This is a genomic window from Roseiflexus castenholzii DSM 13941, assembly GCF_000017805.1.
GTDB lineage: Bacteria > Chloroflexota > Chloroflexia > Chloroflexales > Roseiflexaceae > Roseiflexus > Roseiflexus castenholzii.
The window spans coordinates 5420706-5437368 of sequence record NC_009767.1; the positions used below are offsets into that span (position 1 = coordinate 5420706).

The following is a 16663-nucleotide window of genomic DNA, read 5'->3' on the forward strand; positions in this document are numbered from 1 at the left end:
ACGCTAAGACTGCTGCGTCTCGACAACTTGTTTACCCTCACTCCCTGCTCCCTCCTCCGAAAGTTCAAGGGTGAACAGCACGCATGAGCAGAGCGGGTATGAATGGCGTTGGGATGAGCCGTTTTACTCTCATCCCCCGCCCCGCTCCCGCGCGCGAGGTTCTCCCACGCTGGAGTGCCGATGTTCTGTCCGCCCTTAAACCTCTGGAGGAGAAAGCCAGCGCCGCGCGATCCACGACCGGGACCTGCTCAAAAACATCCACAGCGTGTTATCGCAGCGGTTCACCCGCGTTGCAAGAAGCGCCAGGCGTGATCATCCGTCCGTTTCAGCGCCGGGCGCTCGACAACGTATCAGCCCACGCAGCGTATTCCTCCTCGGTCGGAGCGCTGTCGGCAAACGCCTGTGCGAAACTGACGACCATCTCCTCCGGTTCAACGATGCCATCCTCGGCGTTCAAACGCGCATTTGCGCTAATCGGAGGAGGAGCAAGCAACGCCGCCCGAATGACCGATGAAGTGGTTTGGAGCGCCTCGGCAAGGCGCTCAATCAACCGTTCGGGGATCGTCGCAACGCGCACTTTGCCGCGCTCCAGGCGCGCCAGCAGATCGACCGGCAATTTCAAGTGGCGCGCCAGCCGCCCAACCGTCATGTGGCGCGCCTTGCGCAGGTCGGTCAGATTCTGGAGCGGCCCGCCGCTCACCTCGCGTTCCCACGCCGCCCCCGCCAGCGCCATCACACGGTCGGCCGCCGCCTCTTCCGTCGGCGATAGCACCGCCGGCTCGTCCAATTCGCCGAGCGTCAGGTTAAACTCGAGAAACGCGCGCAACTCCTCGCGCACCTCCGGCGGCTCCTGCGCGACAAACGCATCGAGGCTGATGATCTGCCCCGATTCGAGCAGTTCCTCGTAACGCAACGCCGCCTCGATGAAATACGAACGGTCTTTCATGATGATTCCCCGGCAGTCAATGCCTGACGCAACCGATTGATTGCGCGCTTGTAGATACGTGAAACATTTGCGGGCGACATGCCAAGCATCTGTGCGATGTCGATCCCGCGTACTTCGCTCAGGCGATGCGTAACAACCGCACGTTCGATTTCAGGAAGCGCTGCGATCGCTTCGTACAATCGTTTGCGAACCTGTTCTTCGTCATGCTCTTCGGCAAGACGCGCCGGCGTCGGATCTTCGATGACCTCGTGGAGCGGCGGACCGTCGTCGCCAAACGGCGCGTCCAGGCTCTCAATAAAAGATAAGATGTTCTGCTGCCGATTTTTTCTTTCGTAGAGAATGCGGTTGACCGTGGTCGAGACATATGCGCCGAATCTGCGCTCCATGCTGCCAAATCCAGGGCTGCGCAGATCGCGATGGAGTTGCTGAATGAATTCGAGCAGCACATCGTTGCGGGCATCTTCATCAAGCCCCAACCGGCGCGCCCGCCCATAGATCCAGTTGCGCACCGCAAGGATCACCGCGTCGAGGTCTGCCTTATGTTCAGGCGGCATCGCGCCGCCTGTCGTCAGCACTACGCGTAGACGGGACACGCGATCCTGACACTCCTGCACCACTTCATGCCACGAACGTTTCTGTTCCATACCATCAACCGCCATCGTCAAACAACCAGAGCATCACCCATCTATCACCCCTCCCGGCGCCTGTTGGTTTCCGGCTCTTGGTTCTCGGTTCTCAACGGATGAATGATACCCACACGCTTCGGCGGTTGTCAACCAGGAGAGAGGCGAAGGATGCAATGTCAGAAACCACAGCGCCGCGCATGCCACGCTGCGCCGCCTCACACCCGCAGGCACGCCCGCGCGAACGTCAACACCCGCACTGAGCGCACGAAGCCCTACCGGCGCGGGGCTTCACAAAGCACAGGGTGCGGGTTCAGCATCGAGCTGCGCGGCGGTCCGCCAACTGACAACTCATGCCTGAACCCAGATGAAAAAAGCGGTGCGCAACAGTCTTATCCTGTTCATAGAAACACGCTATGCTGAGCACAACAACCGGCGGAACCGCTGTGTACCCAACAACAAAGCGGACGCCGCACCTGAAAAGGGGAGGCAACCATGATCGCCATCAGCGACCACGCACGCTTGCGCCAGGCGCAGCGCAATCTGAAGGACGACGAGGTGGCTTTCATCATGCGACACGGGCGTCGCATCCGCAGCGGCGGCGTGCTGCACATTTTCCTTGGACGGCGCGACATCCCAACCGATAGAGCGACCTTTCAAAAATATCATCATCTGGAAGGCGCCACACTCCTTATCAACGACGCCGGTCCGACGCCGGTCCTCATCACCGTCTACCGCAACCGACGCGCTCTGCGCGACATTCGCCGCAAGCAAAAGTATGATCGGACGGCATAAAAGGCGTTGACAAACGCTGTTCTCACAACGTTGAACCCGGCGTTCGGCATTAACCTCGACAGGCTCAGCCAACGCCGAACGCGCAACGGACAATAGGAGTGTATGATGAGAACCACTTTAAGGGTGGGAAGGCGCCAACATGGGAAGGTAAAGCAGGGTATGGGGCAAGGGGCAAGAGATAGTAAGGATGACATGGCGAAGTTGCCCCCCTGCCCCTTAACCCCTAACTCCTGGTTCCCGGTCTGACCGGGCAGGTATTGATGCCCAGCACCGAGTACAGCGGGCACACACCAATGGCAGCCGTCACGAGCAGCATGAATGCGACCACGCCGGCAACGATCTGCCAGACGCCGCTCAACAATGTGAATGCCGCGACCAGCGCTACGATACCAAGCACCGCGCGAATGCCGCGATCCAGAGGACCTTCATTCTTTGCCAGCATTGTTGGGCTCCTTTCCTGATGTGCTGAAAACTGTTCTGAAACCGCATCACTCTTGAAATGCAGCGCCTGACAAAAGGTTACAGAACGATGGTAATGCTCCTGACGTAGAATAGGCACAGAATGATCGCTGCAACGGTTGCAGGTTCACGAGCGGAAGTCGCCTTAAGTCCGCTCTCTATGCATCGGCGCGCAAAACCGACTGCACGCCGTATTTGATCGAGGAGGTATTCTGTGCCAGCTATGAACGACACTGACGTGTTGAGTCAGGTTATCGAGCGCCAGCAGACGCCGGCATTGCAACGCATCCTGATTGCCATCAGCAGCGCAGCACTGGTTGCGCTGATCGTCTTCTTTGCGGCGCTAGGGGTCAACCCGACCGGCGGCGTTCCTGCAACCGGCGCGATTGTGGTCATGATAACCAGTATGACGGGGGTGGCAGTCCTCCGGCGCGGACGATTTCGCATGGCGGTGGTGATTGCTTCCTCCGGTCTGGTCGGCGCTGTCTTCCTCGTCACCGTCATCTACGGCTATCCGGCGGCGGCGGCGTTCTTGCTGGTGACGCTTATACCGGTCATTCTGACCGGTCTCCTGATCGAAACCAGCCGTTTGATCGCGGTCGCTGTGGCAAGTGGATTGATTCCTGCCTTCATTTTCTTTCTCAAGCCGGCGCTCGCACCGTTCATCGCCGCAGTACGACCTCCTGCCGACCTGACGATCGTTGCGGTAGCGCTCTTCCTTCTCGTGCTCTTTGTGATCACGACAATCATCGCATCGTTTGGTCCGGTCCTTCGTCAAGCGCTGACAACTGCGCTGGTGCGCGGGCAAGAACTCGAACGTTTGCGCGACTCGCTGGAAATGATGGTGCAGGAACGCACGACAGACCTGCAAGCAGCGCTTCGCGCCGTTGAGCAGCGTGAGGCGCAGTTGCAACAGGCGCTCACCGATCTGCGCGCAAGTCAGGAAACTGTCCGCAAATTGAGCGCACCCGTCCTGCCGGTGTTGCCCGGCGTGCTGGTTGCGCCGCTTATCGGCGCTATCGACGAAGCACGTGCAGAGGCGTTTGTTTCCAATGTATTGCATGCCATTGAACGCGAGCGCGCCCGCCATGTGATTTTCGACATCACCGGTGTTCCGCTGGTCGATACACAGGTAGCCCGCATGATTCTGAGCGCTGCCGATGCTGCGCATTTGCTGGGTGCAAAGGTGACTCTGGTCGGTATTCGCCCAGAAGTGGCGCAGACGGTCGTGGGGTTGGGGGTGACGCTTGGGCAGATACGCACTTTTGCGAATTTGCAACAGGCGATTAGCGCACTGCACGACGTGTCATCTGCTGGCGTGCATCGGCAGAATGCGCCTGCTGGCATGGATGCCCGATTGCCGGCCGCAAGAGACGCCTGACCAGGCACGATTTATTATCGTGTGCAGGAGGAAACCTGTGTGGAGAAGGAGGTGGCAACTCCAGCGATGTCCATAGAGCCGATCCTCTTTCACCCCGGTCATGCGCCGGCAATGCTTCAAGCGCCGGTCACCCTCTGCCTGACCCGTGGATGCTCGCTGGCGATTCCCTCGCAACCTACCCGATACGAGCGCTCACCCGCAATTTGACGTTTCCGTTTTTTTGTGCTATGCTCGCCACGTCTTGTCAATCGTGAAAGAAAAGTAAACACGTCCACGACGACGGTATGATGCTACCAAGCAGACGCCTGTTGCGGCGTTGGCTGGCGCTGGCATTCTTTTTTGCTGCGCTGGTCCAGGCGACGCCGCTGACAGCAGCAGACCATGCTGGCGTCGCCCCCGAACTCTGGTTGCCGACGCCTTTCGGTGAGCAGTGGCGCATCATTCAGGGGTATGCCTGTGGCACCCACAACGGTTGGGATCGCTACTCGCTCGATCTGGTGCGGGTCGGCGGTCCAAGCGCTGGCGCGCCGGTGCGCGCTGCCGCCGATGGGGTCATTTTCGTATGGGCGCGGCGCAGCGGCACCCTTATCCTCCGGCACGAAGGCAACCTCTACACCATGTACACGCATATGCAGCATGCCGAGAATCCACAGATCGGACGGATCGTGGCACGCGGCGACGTGATCGGCGCCGTCGGCGATCGCGGATCGCCAGGTATCGTTCATCTGCACTTCACCGCATTTATGGCTGAGGGACCCTGGGCACGCAACCGACGTTCTGTGCCGTTGCGCTTTGCCGAAGGGTATGATCTGCCAGAGATCGGCGGATGCAACCAGCATGGCGGCAGAGTCCTGGTTGCCGGCAGCACACCCCTGTCGAATGTCGAAGGGATTGGATTCGCCGGAGCAGAGATCGGACGCTGGTACGGCAGCGACGTGCAGATCGAGTTCAGCGGCACAGCGATGACGGCAGGGTATCGGGCAGCGTGGGGCGCCGATCCGGTTGGCGCGGCGCCGGAGATGACGATGCCAAACGGGAGCATACGCCTCGCCGAAGCAGGGGAAGGGTTGCACACGCTCTTCGTGCGCGGATGGGACCGCAATGGGCAGCAGACAGTTGCCGCCTTCGGTCCGATAGGGTATGACACAACGCCGCCAGAGTCTCCGCCCGCAATTGAGCCAATCTTTTTGAAAGCCGGGCAGGCGACCCTGATTGCCTGGGAGCCAGCCGGTGACGCCGCTTCTGGTGTTGCCGGGTACCGCCTCTCCATCGGCATCGATCCAGAAGGCACCTCCGAATGGTTCACCCCCTTGCCGGAGATCGAAGCGCCGCCGCTTGCGCCCGGCGAGTACCTGTTGCGGGTGCAACCCATCGATTATGCCGGCAATGCAGGCGAATGGGTGACGATCGCCAGAATCGTCGCGCGCCCTTAGAGTTTGAGAGCCTATCCGAAAACCGCGCACTGCCATCATTGCGAGTGGAGCGAAGCAAAAGCCAGGTAATACCACTTACCTGTGACCATCCGGCATGATCACCCCGAGCAGCGCGAGGGGTCGTGCACAACCCGCTCAGATTCCGCGCTGCGTTTACCCTGAGCGAAGCGAAGGGCTCGGAATGACACGCATGCGGCATCTTCAATCGTCATTGGTATAAGGAATTGTCAGGCGGCGCCTACCGATCAGCCCAACTGATTGCGCGCATGGCATTGACGCGCCCTTGCCGCAGTGCAGACGCATGCGCCGAACCAACGCCGGTGGAGCGTCGCTGGGCGCTTACGTCCACGTATATGCTTTTTGCGAACCGCCGCAGTCAACCCGACAGGATCACAGCAGCGATCCTGTCGAATCAAATATCCAGATTCCGCACTTCGAGCGCGTGGGTTTGAATAAAACGTTTGCGCGGCGGGACCAGATCGCCCATCAGCATGGTGAACGTTTCGTCCGCCTGCTGCGCATCTTCGAGCGTCACCTGAAGGAGGAGGCGATTGAGCGGATTCATTGTTGTTTCCCACAATTGCGCAGCGTTCATCTCACCCAACCCCTTGTAGCGCGTCACAACCGCCTTATTGCGCTCCGCAGACGAGAGAGTCGCCAGGTACTGATCGCGCTCTGTATCGGTGAAGACATACTTTTCAGTCTTCCCGTGCACAATGCGATAGAGCGGCGGCTGCGCCAGGTAGAGGTGCCCATTCGTGATAATCTGACGCATATAGCGAAAGAAGAAGGTGAGCAATAGCGTGCGAATGTGGCTACCATCCACATCGGCATCGCACATCAGAATGATGCGATGGTAGCGCAGTTTGGACGGGTCGAACTGATCGCCGACGCCGGCGCCGATGGCGGTAATGAGCGCCTTGACCTCATTGTTGGAGAGCATCTTGTCGAGTCGGCTCTTTTCGACATTCAGGATCTTGCCGCGCAGCGGCAGGATCGCCTGATAGCGCCGGTCACGCCCCTGTTTGGCGCTTCCGCCGGCGCTATCACCCTCGACAATGAACAACTCCGTGCGTGCCGGATTGGTATCCGAGCAATCAGCCAGTTTGCCCGGCAGCGAAAACCCTTCCATGGCACTCTTGCGCGCCGTTTCGCGCACCTTCTGCACAGCGATACGGGTGCGCGCCGCCGAGATGCACTTCTCGACAATCCGCCGCGCCTCCTGCGGATTCTCCTCAAGCCAGGCGCTGAAGGCGTCGCCGAACACCGTGTTGACTGCGCCGGTTGCGGAAGGGCTGACCAACTTCTCCTTTGTTTGCGAACTGAACTGCGGATCGCGCAGTTTGACGCTGATCACCGCAGTAAGACCCTCACGCACATCATCGCCGGTCAGGTTTCCTTCATTCTCCTTGAGGAACCCTTTGCTGCGCGCATACGCATTAATCACCCGCGTCAACGCGCTGCGAAAACCGGCGACGTGCGCACCGCCGTCGGTATTGTTGATGCCATTAGCAAATGCATAGACCGAATCGGTGTCGAAACTTTCCGTGTATTGCAACGCCACTTCCACCATTACCTCATCGATGGTGCGTTCGACATAGAATGGGTGCTTGTGCAGAACATTCTTATCTTTATTGAGATGGCGCACATACGAGCGAATACCGCCCTCAAAATAAAAGTTAATCTCATTGCCATCGCGCTCATCGACAAACTTGAAGCGCAATCCTTTGTTGAGATACGCCATCTCGCGGAAGCGCTGCGCCAGTGTTTTGAAGTTGTAATCCAGCGTCTGAATAATCGTCGTATCCGGCAGAAAGCGCGTAATCGTCCCACGCCGGGTAGTTGGACCGACCTTTTGCACCTCGCACTGTGGCACACCACAGCGGTACTCCTGATAGTAGTGCATCCCATCGCGCGCATTATGGACATCAACGCGCATATACGCAGAGAGGGCATTGACGGCAGATACGCCAACGCCGTGCAACCCGGACGACACCTTGTAGCTTTTGTTATCGAACTTTCCGCCTGCATGGAGCACGGTCATCACCACCTGAAGGGTGCTGACACCAAGTTTAGGATGGGGACCGGTCGGAATACCATAGCCATCATCAGCGACCGTGACCGACCCATCTTCGTGAATAGTCACCTCAACGGTCGTCGCGCGTCCCGCCATCACCTCATCGACCGAATTATCGACGACTTCGCGCACCATGGTATGCAAACCATTGACATCGGTGGGACCGATATACATGCCGGGACGGCGACGAACCGCTTCCATCCCTTCGAGCACCTGGATCTGATCTTCATCGTAGCCGGTCGCATTGACCGATCGCAGTGGTTCTGTTGTCATAGACGACTCGAATCGTTCATTCATATGATTGCAATAGTGAGTCCACTGCACAAAGGCTTAACCACAAAGGACACGAAGCGCACGAAGGTAAAAAAATGAAGTGCATTTCCTTTGCGTCCCTTTGTGAACTTCGTGGTTGCTTTTTGCAGTGAAGTCAATAGTTCTACCCTTTGGCAGGCTCAAGGCGCCGCTCCTGGGCGGATCGCCTGTTGTTCACTCAACCGGCGCACACGTTCACGGTAGAACGCCATGCGCGCTGCCGCCAGACCGACACCGATATATGCGCTGCCGAGCGCCGCCGCGACGCCGCCGATCATCGACGTACCCAGCATCTCCCAGATTACTTCGGTGCCACGGGTAATCAACAACGAAAGGAGCAGGAATCCGACGACGCCCCACAGATTGCGGCGCACAAGTTCAAAACTGGCCCGTAGAGCGCGGAGCGGACCCATTCGACTCATCACAATCGCCTCGTTGGCGAAGCCGACATAGATCTGCACCCAGATCATAACGACCAGAATCAAACTGAATGCCAGCACTCCCAGCACATCGTTGACCGCCATCAGGAGAGCGGCCACAAAGGCGAACGGCAACCCGATGAGGACGAAGGCAGCGACCAGAATCGCCATCACCCCAATCACCGCAGCGCCAATGCGCACCATAGCGCGCCACAGATCGCGCTGCCATGCCGGTTCACCGCGCACCGCAGCGCCAACCAGCGTCAGGAACAGCACACCGATAGGAAAGACGATCAGATTGATCAACACAAAGGTCAGCGCCGCTGCCGGCACACTGGCAATCGTAATCACCGCGTCCGCGCCATTGGTCGCCAGCGCACCCGGTGCAAAGCGCGGGACAATGAACCGCGGCATCACATTCATCAGTGCCAGCGCCTGACGCAGATCGGTCTGACCGAGTTCCGCCAGCAAGGCGCTCATCTGGCTCTGCGCATCGCCCGAGGTTTCTGTTGATGCGCCTGCCAGCCTTGTCAGAAAACCATCGAAGCGATCAAAGAGCGGCGCGAACGACACCGGCGCCGTCAGCAACAACGCCAGATTGAATGCAAACACCAGCAGCAGCGCAGCCGGCCGTCGGTGGATCGCGCGATACCCTTCGCTCAGCGTATCGATAATCGAGGCGGATTGCTGCATACTGGCGCTCTAAAGATATTTCAGACAACCTCCGTATTATACCACACATCGCCAGGCGGCGGGAGAAGACATGAACGTGTGTTCGAGGATTGAAGGGTGCGGACAGAGGCGCCCCGCCAGCGCGCCCAGGCGCGTGTCCGCGCCCCCTACCCGGCATCCATGACCCCTGCCCCTCAACATCGCCAACGGTGTTATAATAGAAAGGCTCTATCCCGTCAGAAAGCCTTGAAATGGCAATTTCCACGGTGTCGGATCGGGTGATGTTTACTCCAGAGGCGCTTGCCGCACTGACGGTTCCCGGTGTGGCGGAGCGCTGGAATGCCATCCAGGAACGATTGCAACCGGTGCTGGCGGCATACGCCGCACGCCTCAGCGCTGAGGCGTCCCGACGTTTTCCGCGTATCTGGAACCTTTACGAGATCGGCTACCGTTCCCAGCGTTCCATCAATCGTGGTCACGGCGTGCGCGATCCAATCGACGACTACTACCTGGTCATTGATCGTCCACCGCGCGGCGCAGGGGTCTATCTGGCAGTCAGCGGCGCTGAACGCCTGATCCTCGTTGCGATCCAGGTTGCGCGCCGCCGCAAGGACGATCTGGCGCGCGTGTGGGAGGAATCGCGCGCACTCTGGTTGCCGCTGGTAGAACGGATCCATGAGGTGCGCTTCGCCAACCGCGAGCGCGCATCCGACCCGGCAGCGCTGTGGATCGACCGTTACCTGGCAAACCGTGCAGCATCATCGCTCCTGGCAGGCTTCGCCTACCGCTGGGACGACCCGCAGGTCTTTCAGCCAGCGTTCATCGAGCGTGTGATCGAGGACGCACTTGCGCTGCTGCCACTTAACGAAGCACTGATGGAGCGCGCCGAGGCGCGAGAACCGACCGGCGCCGCCTGGTTGCGCGAACAGCGTGTCGCCTATCTGACGGCGGAAGAACCGCCGATCGAGGTGATTATCGAACGTATTCGCGCGCGTGGGTTGACGGTGTCGGAACAGATCATTCGCGCCTACCACGTCGCGCTGCGCACCCGTCCGCTCGTCATCCTGCCGGGAATCTCCGGCGCCGGCAAGACCCGCCTGACTCGCCTGTATGCCGATGCGCTGGTCGGCGACCATCTGGCGCCTGGTCAGGAGAATGAGCGTTACCTGCTGGTAGCGGTACAGCCTGACTGGCACAGCGCGCGCGACCTCCTGGGATACTACAATGCGATTACCGGCAAATACCATCCAACGCCGTTTCTGCGCTTCCTGCAGCGCGCTGCAACCGATCCGACTGCGCGTTATTTCGTCTGCCTCGACGAGATGAACCTGGCGCGCCCGGAATACTACCTGGCGCCGATCCTGTCGGCAATGGAGACCGATGACCGCCTGATCGACCTGGGTGCGCCTGCGACAACGGTGGAGACTGTGGCCGGCGAGGTTCTCACCAATCCCTTTCGCCTGCCGTCGAATGTGTCGATCATCGGCACGGTCAATGTTGATGAAAGCGCCCATGCCCTCTCCGATAAATTGCTTGATCGCGCGAATGTGATCGAAATGACCGATGTTGACCTGGAAGGGTTCCGCACCGCCTATCCCGGCGCCATCAACGACGCCATCTGGAAGGTCATCGTGCAGGTTCACCGCATCGTGGCGCGCGCAGGGCAACCGTTCGGGTATCGTGTCCTGAGTGAGATGTTGCGGTATATCGAACAGTCGCAGGGGATACTGACGCCGGAGCAAGCGCTGGATTTCCAGATCAAGCAAAAAGTGCTGCCCAAACTGCGCGGCGATGATGCGCCGCGATTGCGGCGCGCACTGACCGAACTGCTGGAACTGCTGCTTGGCGCACCTCAGAGCATCTGGAAACGCGCCGCGCAGGTTGAGACCGAAGCAGTCGCCGCCGCGCCCTTCCCCGAATCGGCGGAGAAAGTGCGGCGCATGCTCGAACGCCTCGATGTTGATGGATTTACCGATTTCTATGGCTAATGCACGTTGCATCCATATTGCGCTACACCATACGACTGTCAGGCGCATCACGCGCTATGCTGCTCGATTGCCGCAACCCACTGCGGGTCTAGCGCAGAGATAGCCGGTTGATCGGGAATAAAGCGCACCCGCACTGTGTCACGCCGTTGAAGCTGATAGAAGAGATTCTCGCTGATACGCTGCGCTCCCCGGTGTTGCACAGGACGTCTCTTGCTGTCGGAGGCGGTCAGTTCCCAGGCGACGATATACGGCTCGCCTTCATACCCTTAGTTCCTGCCAGACGTCAAGGATTGGCGCGTCAGTGACGGCGCTCGTACCGCGCAACGCCTGCGAGTAGCGAGACATCGGCACTCTCTCGATGATGATCTTGACTCATGTTCCTGTAACCATCACGGGTAACGAGAGCGCCATCAGCGCCATGTCGGCAAAAAAGTGAGTCCCGACGGTTCGAGATTTGAGAGCGGGAACATCTCAGTCATGGCGAACATCAACGTTGCCACGCCAGACCCCGGCACGAGAACGCCAACGACGGTCGTCACATCGACAAACCGTGCAGCGCCGACGCTCTTTTCTGACCATTCGGCGAAGCGTTGTTGATCCTTCCTGGTCAAGGCGCGACGTTTCGGGTATGATGAGGAAGAAGCATCGAATGAAGGTCATGGAAGGCTCAACCACAAAGGACACGAAGCGCGCGAAGGTGGATACAGATGAAGCGCAGTTCCTTCGTGTCCCTTGGCGACCTTCGTAGTTGCAAGTCCTGGAAGGCTGAACCGCCAAGGACACGAAGCGCACGAAGGTGAAGCAACATGAAGCGCACATCCTTTGTGTCCCTTCGTGACCTTCGTGGTTGCAAGTCCTGTAAGGCTGAACCGCCAAGGACACGAAGCGCACGAAGGTGGATACAGATGAAGCGCAGTTCCTTCGTGTCCCTTGGCGACCTTCGTGGTTGCAAGTCCTGGAAGGCTGAACCGCCAAGGGCACGAAGCGCACGAAGGGGAATAATAATGAAGCGCATGTCCTTTGCGTCCCTTGGCGACCTTCGTGGTTGCAAGTCCTGGAAGGCTGAACCGCCAAGGGCACGAAGCGCGCGAAGGTGGATACAGATGAAGCGCATATCCTTCGTGTCCCTTGGCGACCTTCGTGGTTGCTTGTTGCGGTGAAGTCATAGAAGGCTGAACCGCCAAGGACACGAAGCGCACGAAGGTGGATACAGATGAAGCGCAGTTCCTTCGTGTCCCTTCGTGACCTTCGTGGTTACAGGCTGAACCGCCAAGGACACGAAGCGCGCGAAGGGAAATAATAATGAAGCACATGTCCTTTGCGTCCCTTGGCGACCTTCGTGGTTGCTTGTTGCAGTGAAGTCATGGAAGGCTGAACCGCCAAGGACCCGAAGCGCGCGAAGGGGAATAATAATGAAGCGCATGTCCTTTGCGTCCCTTGGCGACCTTCGTGGTTACAGGCTGAACCGCCAAGGACACGAAGCGCGCGAAGGGAAATAATAATGAAGCACATGTCCTTTGCGTCCCTTGGCGACCTTCGTGGTTGCTTGTTGCGGTGAAGTCATGGAAGGCTGAACCGCCAAGGACCCGAAGCGCGCGAAGGGGAATAATAATGAAGCGCATGTCCTTTGCGTCCCTTGGCGACCTTCGTGGTTACAGGCTGAACCGCCAAGGGCACGAAGCGCACGAAGGGGAATAATAATGAAGCACATGTCCTTTGCGTCCCTTCGTGACCTTCGTGGTTGCTTGTTGCGGTGAAGTCATGGAAGGCTGAACCGCCAAGGACACGAAGCGCGCGAAGGGGAATAATAATGAAGCGCATTGCCTTCGTGTCCCTTCGTGACCTTCGTGGTTGCTTGTTGCGGTGAAGTCATGGAAGGCTGAACCGCCAAGGGCACGAAGCGCACGAAGGGGAATAATAATGAAGCGCATGTCCTTTGCGTCCCTTGGCGACCTTCGTGGTTACCTTCGTGGTTACCACTTTGTACAGTGAAGTCATAGATGGTAAACGTTCGGAATCATTGCAAACATGCGACAACATCGCTATTGAAGGAGAAACGAAATGTCGCTTACCGCTCTTTCACCCCTCGACGGGCGCTATCGCGCCGATGTCGCCGATCTCGAAGCCTATTTCAGCGAGGCGGCGTTGTTTCGCTATCGGCTGCGTGTCGAGGTGGAGTATCTGCTGTTTCTGACACGCGCGCGGGACGTCGATTTCGTGCCGAAACTCGATCCGCGCGCTGCGGCGGCGCTGCGCAATCTCTACCGTTCATTCTCCGCCGACGATGCCGAAGCGATTGCCGCATGGGATCGCAAGGTCAACCACGATGTCAAGGCGGTCGAATACTGGCTGCGCGAACGGCTCGATGCGCTTGGTCTCGGCGCCTGGAAGGAGGCGGTACACTTCGCGCTGACATCAGAAGACATCAACAATCTGGCATATGCGCTCATGATTCGCGAGGCGCGCGATCTGACGCTAATGCCCGCTGTCGGCGAGATTATCGTGGCGCTGCGCGACCTGGCGTTTGCAGAAGCCGAAACGCCAATGCTGGCGCGCACCCATGGGCAGCCTGCCACGCCAACGACCTTCGGCAAGGAGATGGCAGTCTTCGCTGCGCGCCTCCAACGCGCGCACGAACAGGCGTCCGGCATCCGACTCACCGGTAAACTGAACGGCGCCACCGGTACATTCGCAGCGCACGTTGCAGCGTTGCCACAGGTAGACTGGATCGCGTTCAGTCGCGGCTTCATCCGCTTCCTCGACCTTGAGCCAGTGCTGTTGACAACCCAGATCGAACCTCACGATACGCTCGCCGAACTGTGCGACGCGCTGCGGCGCCTCAACACGGTGGTGATCGATCTCTGCCAGGATATGTGGCGCTATATCAGCGACGGCTCCCTGGTGCAGATCGCGCGCCCCGGCGAGGTCGGGTCCTCCACAATGCCGCATAAGGTCAATCCTATCGACTTCGAAAACGCCGAAGGCAACCTGGGGCTGGCAAATGCGCTTTTGGAGCACTTCAGCCGTAAGTTGCCGGTTTCGCGCCTGCAACGCGACCTGACCGACAGTACGGTGCTGCGCAATCTCGGCGTTGCATTCGGACATTGCCTGCTTGGATATCGGCGCGTCAGCAAGGGATTGGGGAAGATCGCCGTTGACCGGGAACGCCTGCTGGACGACCTGCGGCATCACCCGGAAGTGCTGGCGGAAGCGGTGCAGACTATCCTGCGCCGCGCCGGTTACCCGGAGCCGTATGAGGCGCTCAAGCGCCTGACGCGCGGGCGCGCGCTGACGATGGAGATGCTGCACGCATTCATTGATGAACTTGATGTTTCACCGACGGTGAAGGAGGAACTGCGCGCCCTCACGCCGGAAACCTACACCGGGCTGGCTGATCGCCTGGCGCGCATGGTGTGAATGCGAGGACAATGGTGAGCATGGCTGGTGATGGGAAATGAATCGGGACGAATTCGGATCGAACGAGTGCTTACCGCGAGCGGGAGGTTTTAAGACGCACAATGACGATGGTTTTGATAATCGCTAATCCTATCAGAACCATGCGCATAAATAGGCTATCAACAGCGAAGATCGCTGCGGAAAGCAGCATCACCCAGGCAAGTCCCAGAACGGTCGCCTTTGCGCGCATGGTCATTGCGCGTTCTTGCTGAAAGCGTTGAAGGTGCGGGCTGATCAGCGGATGCCCGATCATCCATTGGTAGAGACGCGGCGACGAACGAAAGAACAATGCCGCTGCCAGCAGAAAAAACGGCGTTGCCGGCAGTACCGGCAAAAAAGCGCCCAATACCCCAAGCACGAGAAAGAGTGTCCCGCCAACAAGCAAAAGTGGACGCAAGAGGCGGTGGGACGACGCCGAGGACACCGGTGAACGCTCATCTGGATTGCTCATACCGCAACTCCTTCCGTTTCGACGTTTTCCCACAGATCGCGCTGCTGTGCGAAGAGGTGTGTATACGTTCCGTTGCAGGCGAGCAATGCTTCGTGTGTGCCGCGCTCAACCAGATGACCGTTGTCGAGGACCAGAATCTCATCGACTGTGCGCACTGCTGAAAGCCGATGCGCAATGATAATGACGGTGCGCTCCTTTCGCATGCCACGTAGAGCAGCGTACACGTCGCGCTCCGTTCCGGGGTCGAGATTGGCGGTCGCAAAAAATGATTACTCACCGCCTTGAACCGTTGCGAGGTTGTTCCCAGTAAGAGCGGCGGCAAAGGCAGCGCCAACAGCAGAATGAGCGCCGTTGCAAGGTCCTGCGTGGCAATGTACGTGATGACTAGCACAGGACTGAGCATGCCAAACAATGAACTGCGCTCAGTAGATGCTCTCGTACTGTTCCAGCCAGTCCATGCCGTCAACGGCGGTATTGACAAGTTCACCCGTGCGCTCACGGCCAAGATCGACCGGTCCTATCTGCAAGGCGTGGGCATCATGTCGCAGACCACGATTTTTGTGTCGGCTGCCGCCTGCGCTGTGGCAACGCGCTCAAGCCATCCAAAAAAGCCTTTGCCTGCAATAAATATCGAGCCCCCTGCTATTGCACCGGCAGAGAATGCGGGGACTCCGGTCCAGAGCGCTTCAACTGCCCAACCTATCGCTGCGAACAGCATAATGTTCAAGAGCACGGTCGCCAATCCGGCAGCAGCGGAAACGGCAACCCACGTCTTCGCACAACGTGGGAACAGACGTTGGTCAACCTCAAACATAAGACTTGTTATCATTACTGAGAGAATACTGCGGCAATCATAGTAGCAATAATGATAGTAAATGTCAATTCTGAAAGGATCGTTCTGCCGCCGTGCGCCTTTGACCTCGTCCTTTCAACCTTCAACCCGCCACCACCGCTCATGCCTGTGCGTTGACGAAATTGCGCCTAAACCGATCAGGTTCCGGTACTTTCGGATGCTTGACCTGCGCCGATCTTCCATAGTATCCTTTCGCAAAGGATGAGGAATGACGTTCCGTCGATACGCACAATGGGCATACAATCCGACTTCGCCGGACAAACCGATCACAATGTCCTGTTGATCCGTCTGGCTGACGAGACCTATGCGTTGCCGTCAGCCCATGTGCGCGAAGTTGGACGATACCGCGCGTTCACCCCCGTTCCCGGCGCTCCGCCGGCAATCCCTGGGATTATCAGTCAGCGCGGTGTCATTCTGCCGGTCGTCGACCTTCGCCTCGTGCTCGGTATGCCATTTGCCGAGACGACCCGCTCGACACGCCTGGTCACGGTTGTCTATGAGGATACCGACATGGCGTTGCTGGTGGACGCTGTGATCGATCTGGCGACTATCCCGGCGGAAGCGTTCGGACAACCGCCAACCGGTCTTGATCCTGCGCGCGCGCGTTTCCTGAGCGCCGTCGCGTTCTATGAGGACCAGACTATTGCGCTGCTTGATGTGGTGGTGATCGTCGCCGCGCTGCGGGAGGCGTAGGAGGGGCAAGAGGCGTGAGGCGAGAGGCGAGCGGCACGAGGCGAGAGGGGTGAGGCGTGAGGCAAGAGGCAAGAGGCAAGAGGCAAGAGGCAAGAGGCAAGAGGC

At 58.8% G+C, this 16663-nt stretch carries 16 protein-coding genes; 7 read left to right on the forward strand and 9 right to left on the reverse strand.

Annotated features, from left to right (window positions below):
• Nucleotides 1-325: 325 nt before the first annotated feature.
• Together RCAS_RS21730 and RCAS_RS21735 are read right to left on the reverse strand one after the other, a co-directional pair.
• Nucleotides 326-946, reverse strand: a complete 621-nt coding sequence (locus RCAS_RS21730) for a helix-turn-helix domain-containing protein (RefSeq protein ID WP_012122640.1) — start codon at nt 944-946, stop codon at nt 326-328.
• Nucleotides 943-1590: an RNA polymerase sigma factor gene (locus RCAS_RS21735; protein WP_157042736.1), complete on the reverse strand. Its 648-nt coding sequence runs from the start codon at nt 1588-1590 to the stop codon at nt 943-945. Before RCAS_RS21735 ends, RCAS_RS21730 begins: the two co-directional genes overlap by 4 nt.
• Before the next feature lie 474 nt (nt 1591-2064).
• Here RCAS_RS21735 and RCAS_RS21740 point away from each other — a divergent pair, with 474 nt between their 5' ends.
• Complete coding sequence (locus RCAS_RS21740; RefSeq protein WP_012122642.1) at nt 2065-2364, forward strand: DUF4258 domain-containing protein; 300 nt, start codon at nt 2065-2067, stop codon at nt 2362-2364.
• Between the two features lie 223 nt (nt 2365-2587).
• Here the strand turns inward: RCAS_RS21740 and RCAS_RS21745 are convergent, their stop codons facing one another.
• The gene (locus tag RCAS_RS21745) at nt 2588-2806 is read right to left on the reverse strand and encodes a YgaP family membrane protein (RefSeq protein WP_012122643.1); all 219 of its coding nucleotides are present in this window, start codon (nt 2804-2806) and stop codon (nt 2588-2590) included.
• 240 nt (nt 2807-3046) lie between these two features.
• Between RCAS_RS21745 and RCAS_RS21750 the strand changes: the two genes are divergently transcribed.
• Nucleotides 3047-4204: an STAS domain-containing protein gene (locus RCAS_RS21750; RefSeq protein ID WP_157042879.1), complete on the forward strand. Its 1158-nt coding sequence runs from the start codon at nt 3047-3049 to the stop codon at nt 4202-4204.
• A 284-nt stretch (nt 4205-4488) separates the two neighbouring features.
• Nucleotides 4489-5637: a M23 family metallopeptidase gene (locus RCAS_RS21755; protein WP_012122645.1), complete on the forward strand. Its 1149-nt coding sequence runs from the start codon at nt 4489-4491 to the stop codon at nt 5635-5637.
• Between the two features lie 412 nt (nt 5638-6049).
• On the opposite strand, the gene gyrB is transcribed toward RCAS_RS21755, so the two are convergent.
• Together gyrB and RCAS_RS21765 are read right to left on the reverse strand one after the other, a co-directional pair.
• Nucleotides 6050-7987, reverse strand: a complete 1938-nt coding sequence (gene gyrB, locus RCAS_RS21760; RefSeq protein ID WP_041331241.1) for a DNA topoisomerase (ATP-hydrolyzing) subunit B — start codon at nt 7985-7987, stop codon at nt 6050-6052.
• 179 nt (nt 7988-8166) lie between these two features.
• The gene (locus RCAS_RS21765; RefSeq protein ID WP_012122647.1) at nt 8167-9138 is read right to left on the reverse strand and encodes a hypothetical protein; all 972 of its coding nucleotides are present in this window, start codon (nt 9136-9138) and stop codon (nt 8167-8169) included.
• A 230-nt stretch (nt 9139-9368) separates the two neighbouring features.
• Here RCAS_RS21765 and RCAS_RS21770 point away from each other — a divergent pair, with 230 nt between their 5' ends.
• A complete protein-coding gene (locus RCAS_RS21770; RefSeq protein WP_012122648.1) occupies nt 9369-11105 on the forward strand; it encodes an McrB family protein in 1737 nt (578 codons plus the stop codon).
• Between the two features lie 47 nt (nt 11106-11152).
• On the opposite strand, the gene RCAS_RS25425 is transcribed toward RCAS_RS21770, so the two are convergent.
• Together RCAS_RS25425 and RCAS_RS21775 are read right to left on the reverse strand one after the other, a co-directional pair.
• Nucleotides 11153-11305, reverse strand: coding sequence for a hypothetical protein (locus RCAS_RS25425; protein WP_157042737.1), 153 nt, complete (start codon nt 11303-11305; stop codon nt 11153-11155).
• 210 nt (nt 11306-11515) lie between these two features.
• Complete coding sequence (locus RCAS_RS21775) at nt 11516-11716, reverse strand: hypothetical protein (RefSeq protein WP_041331243.1); 201 nt, start codon at nt 11714-11716, stop codon at nt 11516-11518.
• 1450 nt (nt 11717-13166) lie between these two features.
• Between RCAS_RS21775 and purB the strand changes: the two genes are divergently transcribed.
• Nucleotides 13167-14522 (forward strand): adenylosuccinate lyase, encoded by a 1356-nt coding sequence (gene purB, locus RCAS_RS21780; protein ID WP_012122649.1) that lies wholly within the window; start codon nt 13167-13169, stop codon nt 14520-14522.
• Nucleotides 14523-14592: 70 nt separating this feature from the next.
• Here the strand turns inward: purB and RCAS_RS21785 are convergent, their stop codons facing one another.
• Together RCAS_RS21785 and RCAS_RS21790 are read right to left on the reverse strand one after the other, a co-directional pair.
• Nucleotides 14593-15012: a YbaN family protein gene (locus RCAS_RS21785; RefSeq protein ID WP_012122650.1), complete on the reverse strand. Its 420-nt coding sequence runs from the start codon at nt 15010-15012 to the stop codon at nt 14593-14595.
• Nucleotides 15009-15236: a hypothetical protein gene (locus RCAS_RS21790; protein WP_157042738.1), complete on the reverse strand. Its 228-nt coding sequence runs from the start codon at nt 15234-15236 to the stop codon at nt 15009-15011. The genes RCAS_RS21785 and RCAS_RS21790 overlap by 4 nt, the downstream gene beginning before the upstream one ends.
• A 177-nt stretch (nt 15237-15413) precedes the next feature.
• Between RCAS_RS21790 and RCAS_RS25430 the strand changes: the two genes are divergently transcribed.
• Nucleotides 15414-15869 (forward strand): hypothetical protein, encoded by a 456-nt coding sequence (locus RCAS_RS25430; protein WP_157042739.1) that lies wholly within the window; start codon nt 15414-15416, stop codon nt 15867-15869.
• Nucleotides 15870-16096: 227 nt separating this feature from the next.
• Nucleotides 16097-16558, forward strand: coding sequence for a chemotaxis protein CheW (locus tag RCAS_RS21800; RefSeq protein ID WP_041331248.1), 462 nt, complete (start codon nt 16097-16099; stop codon nt 16556-16558).
• Nucleotides 16559-16663 lie beyond the last annotated feature (105 nt).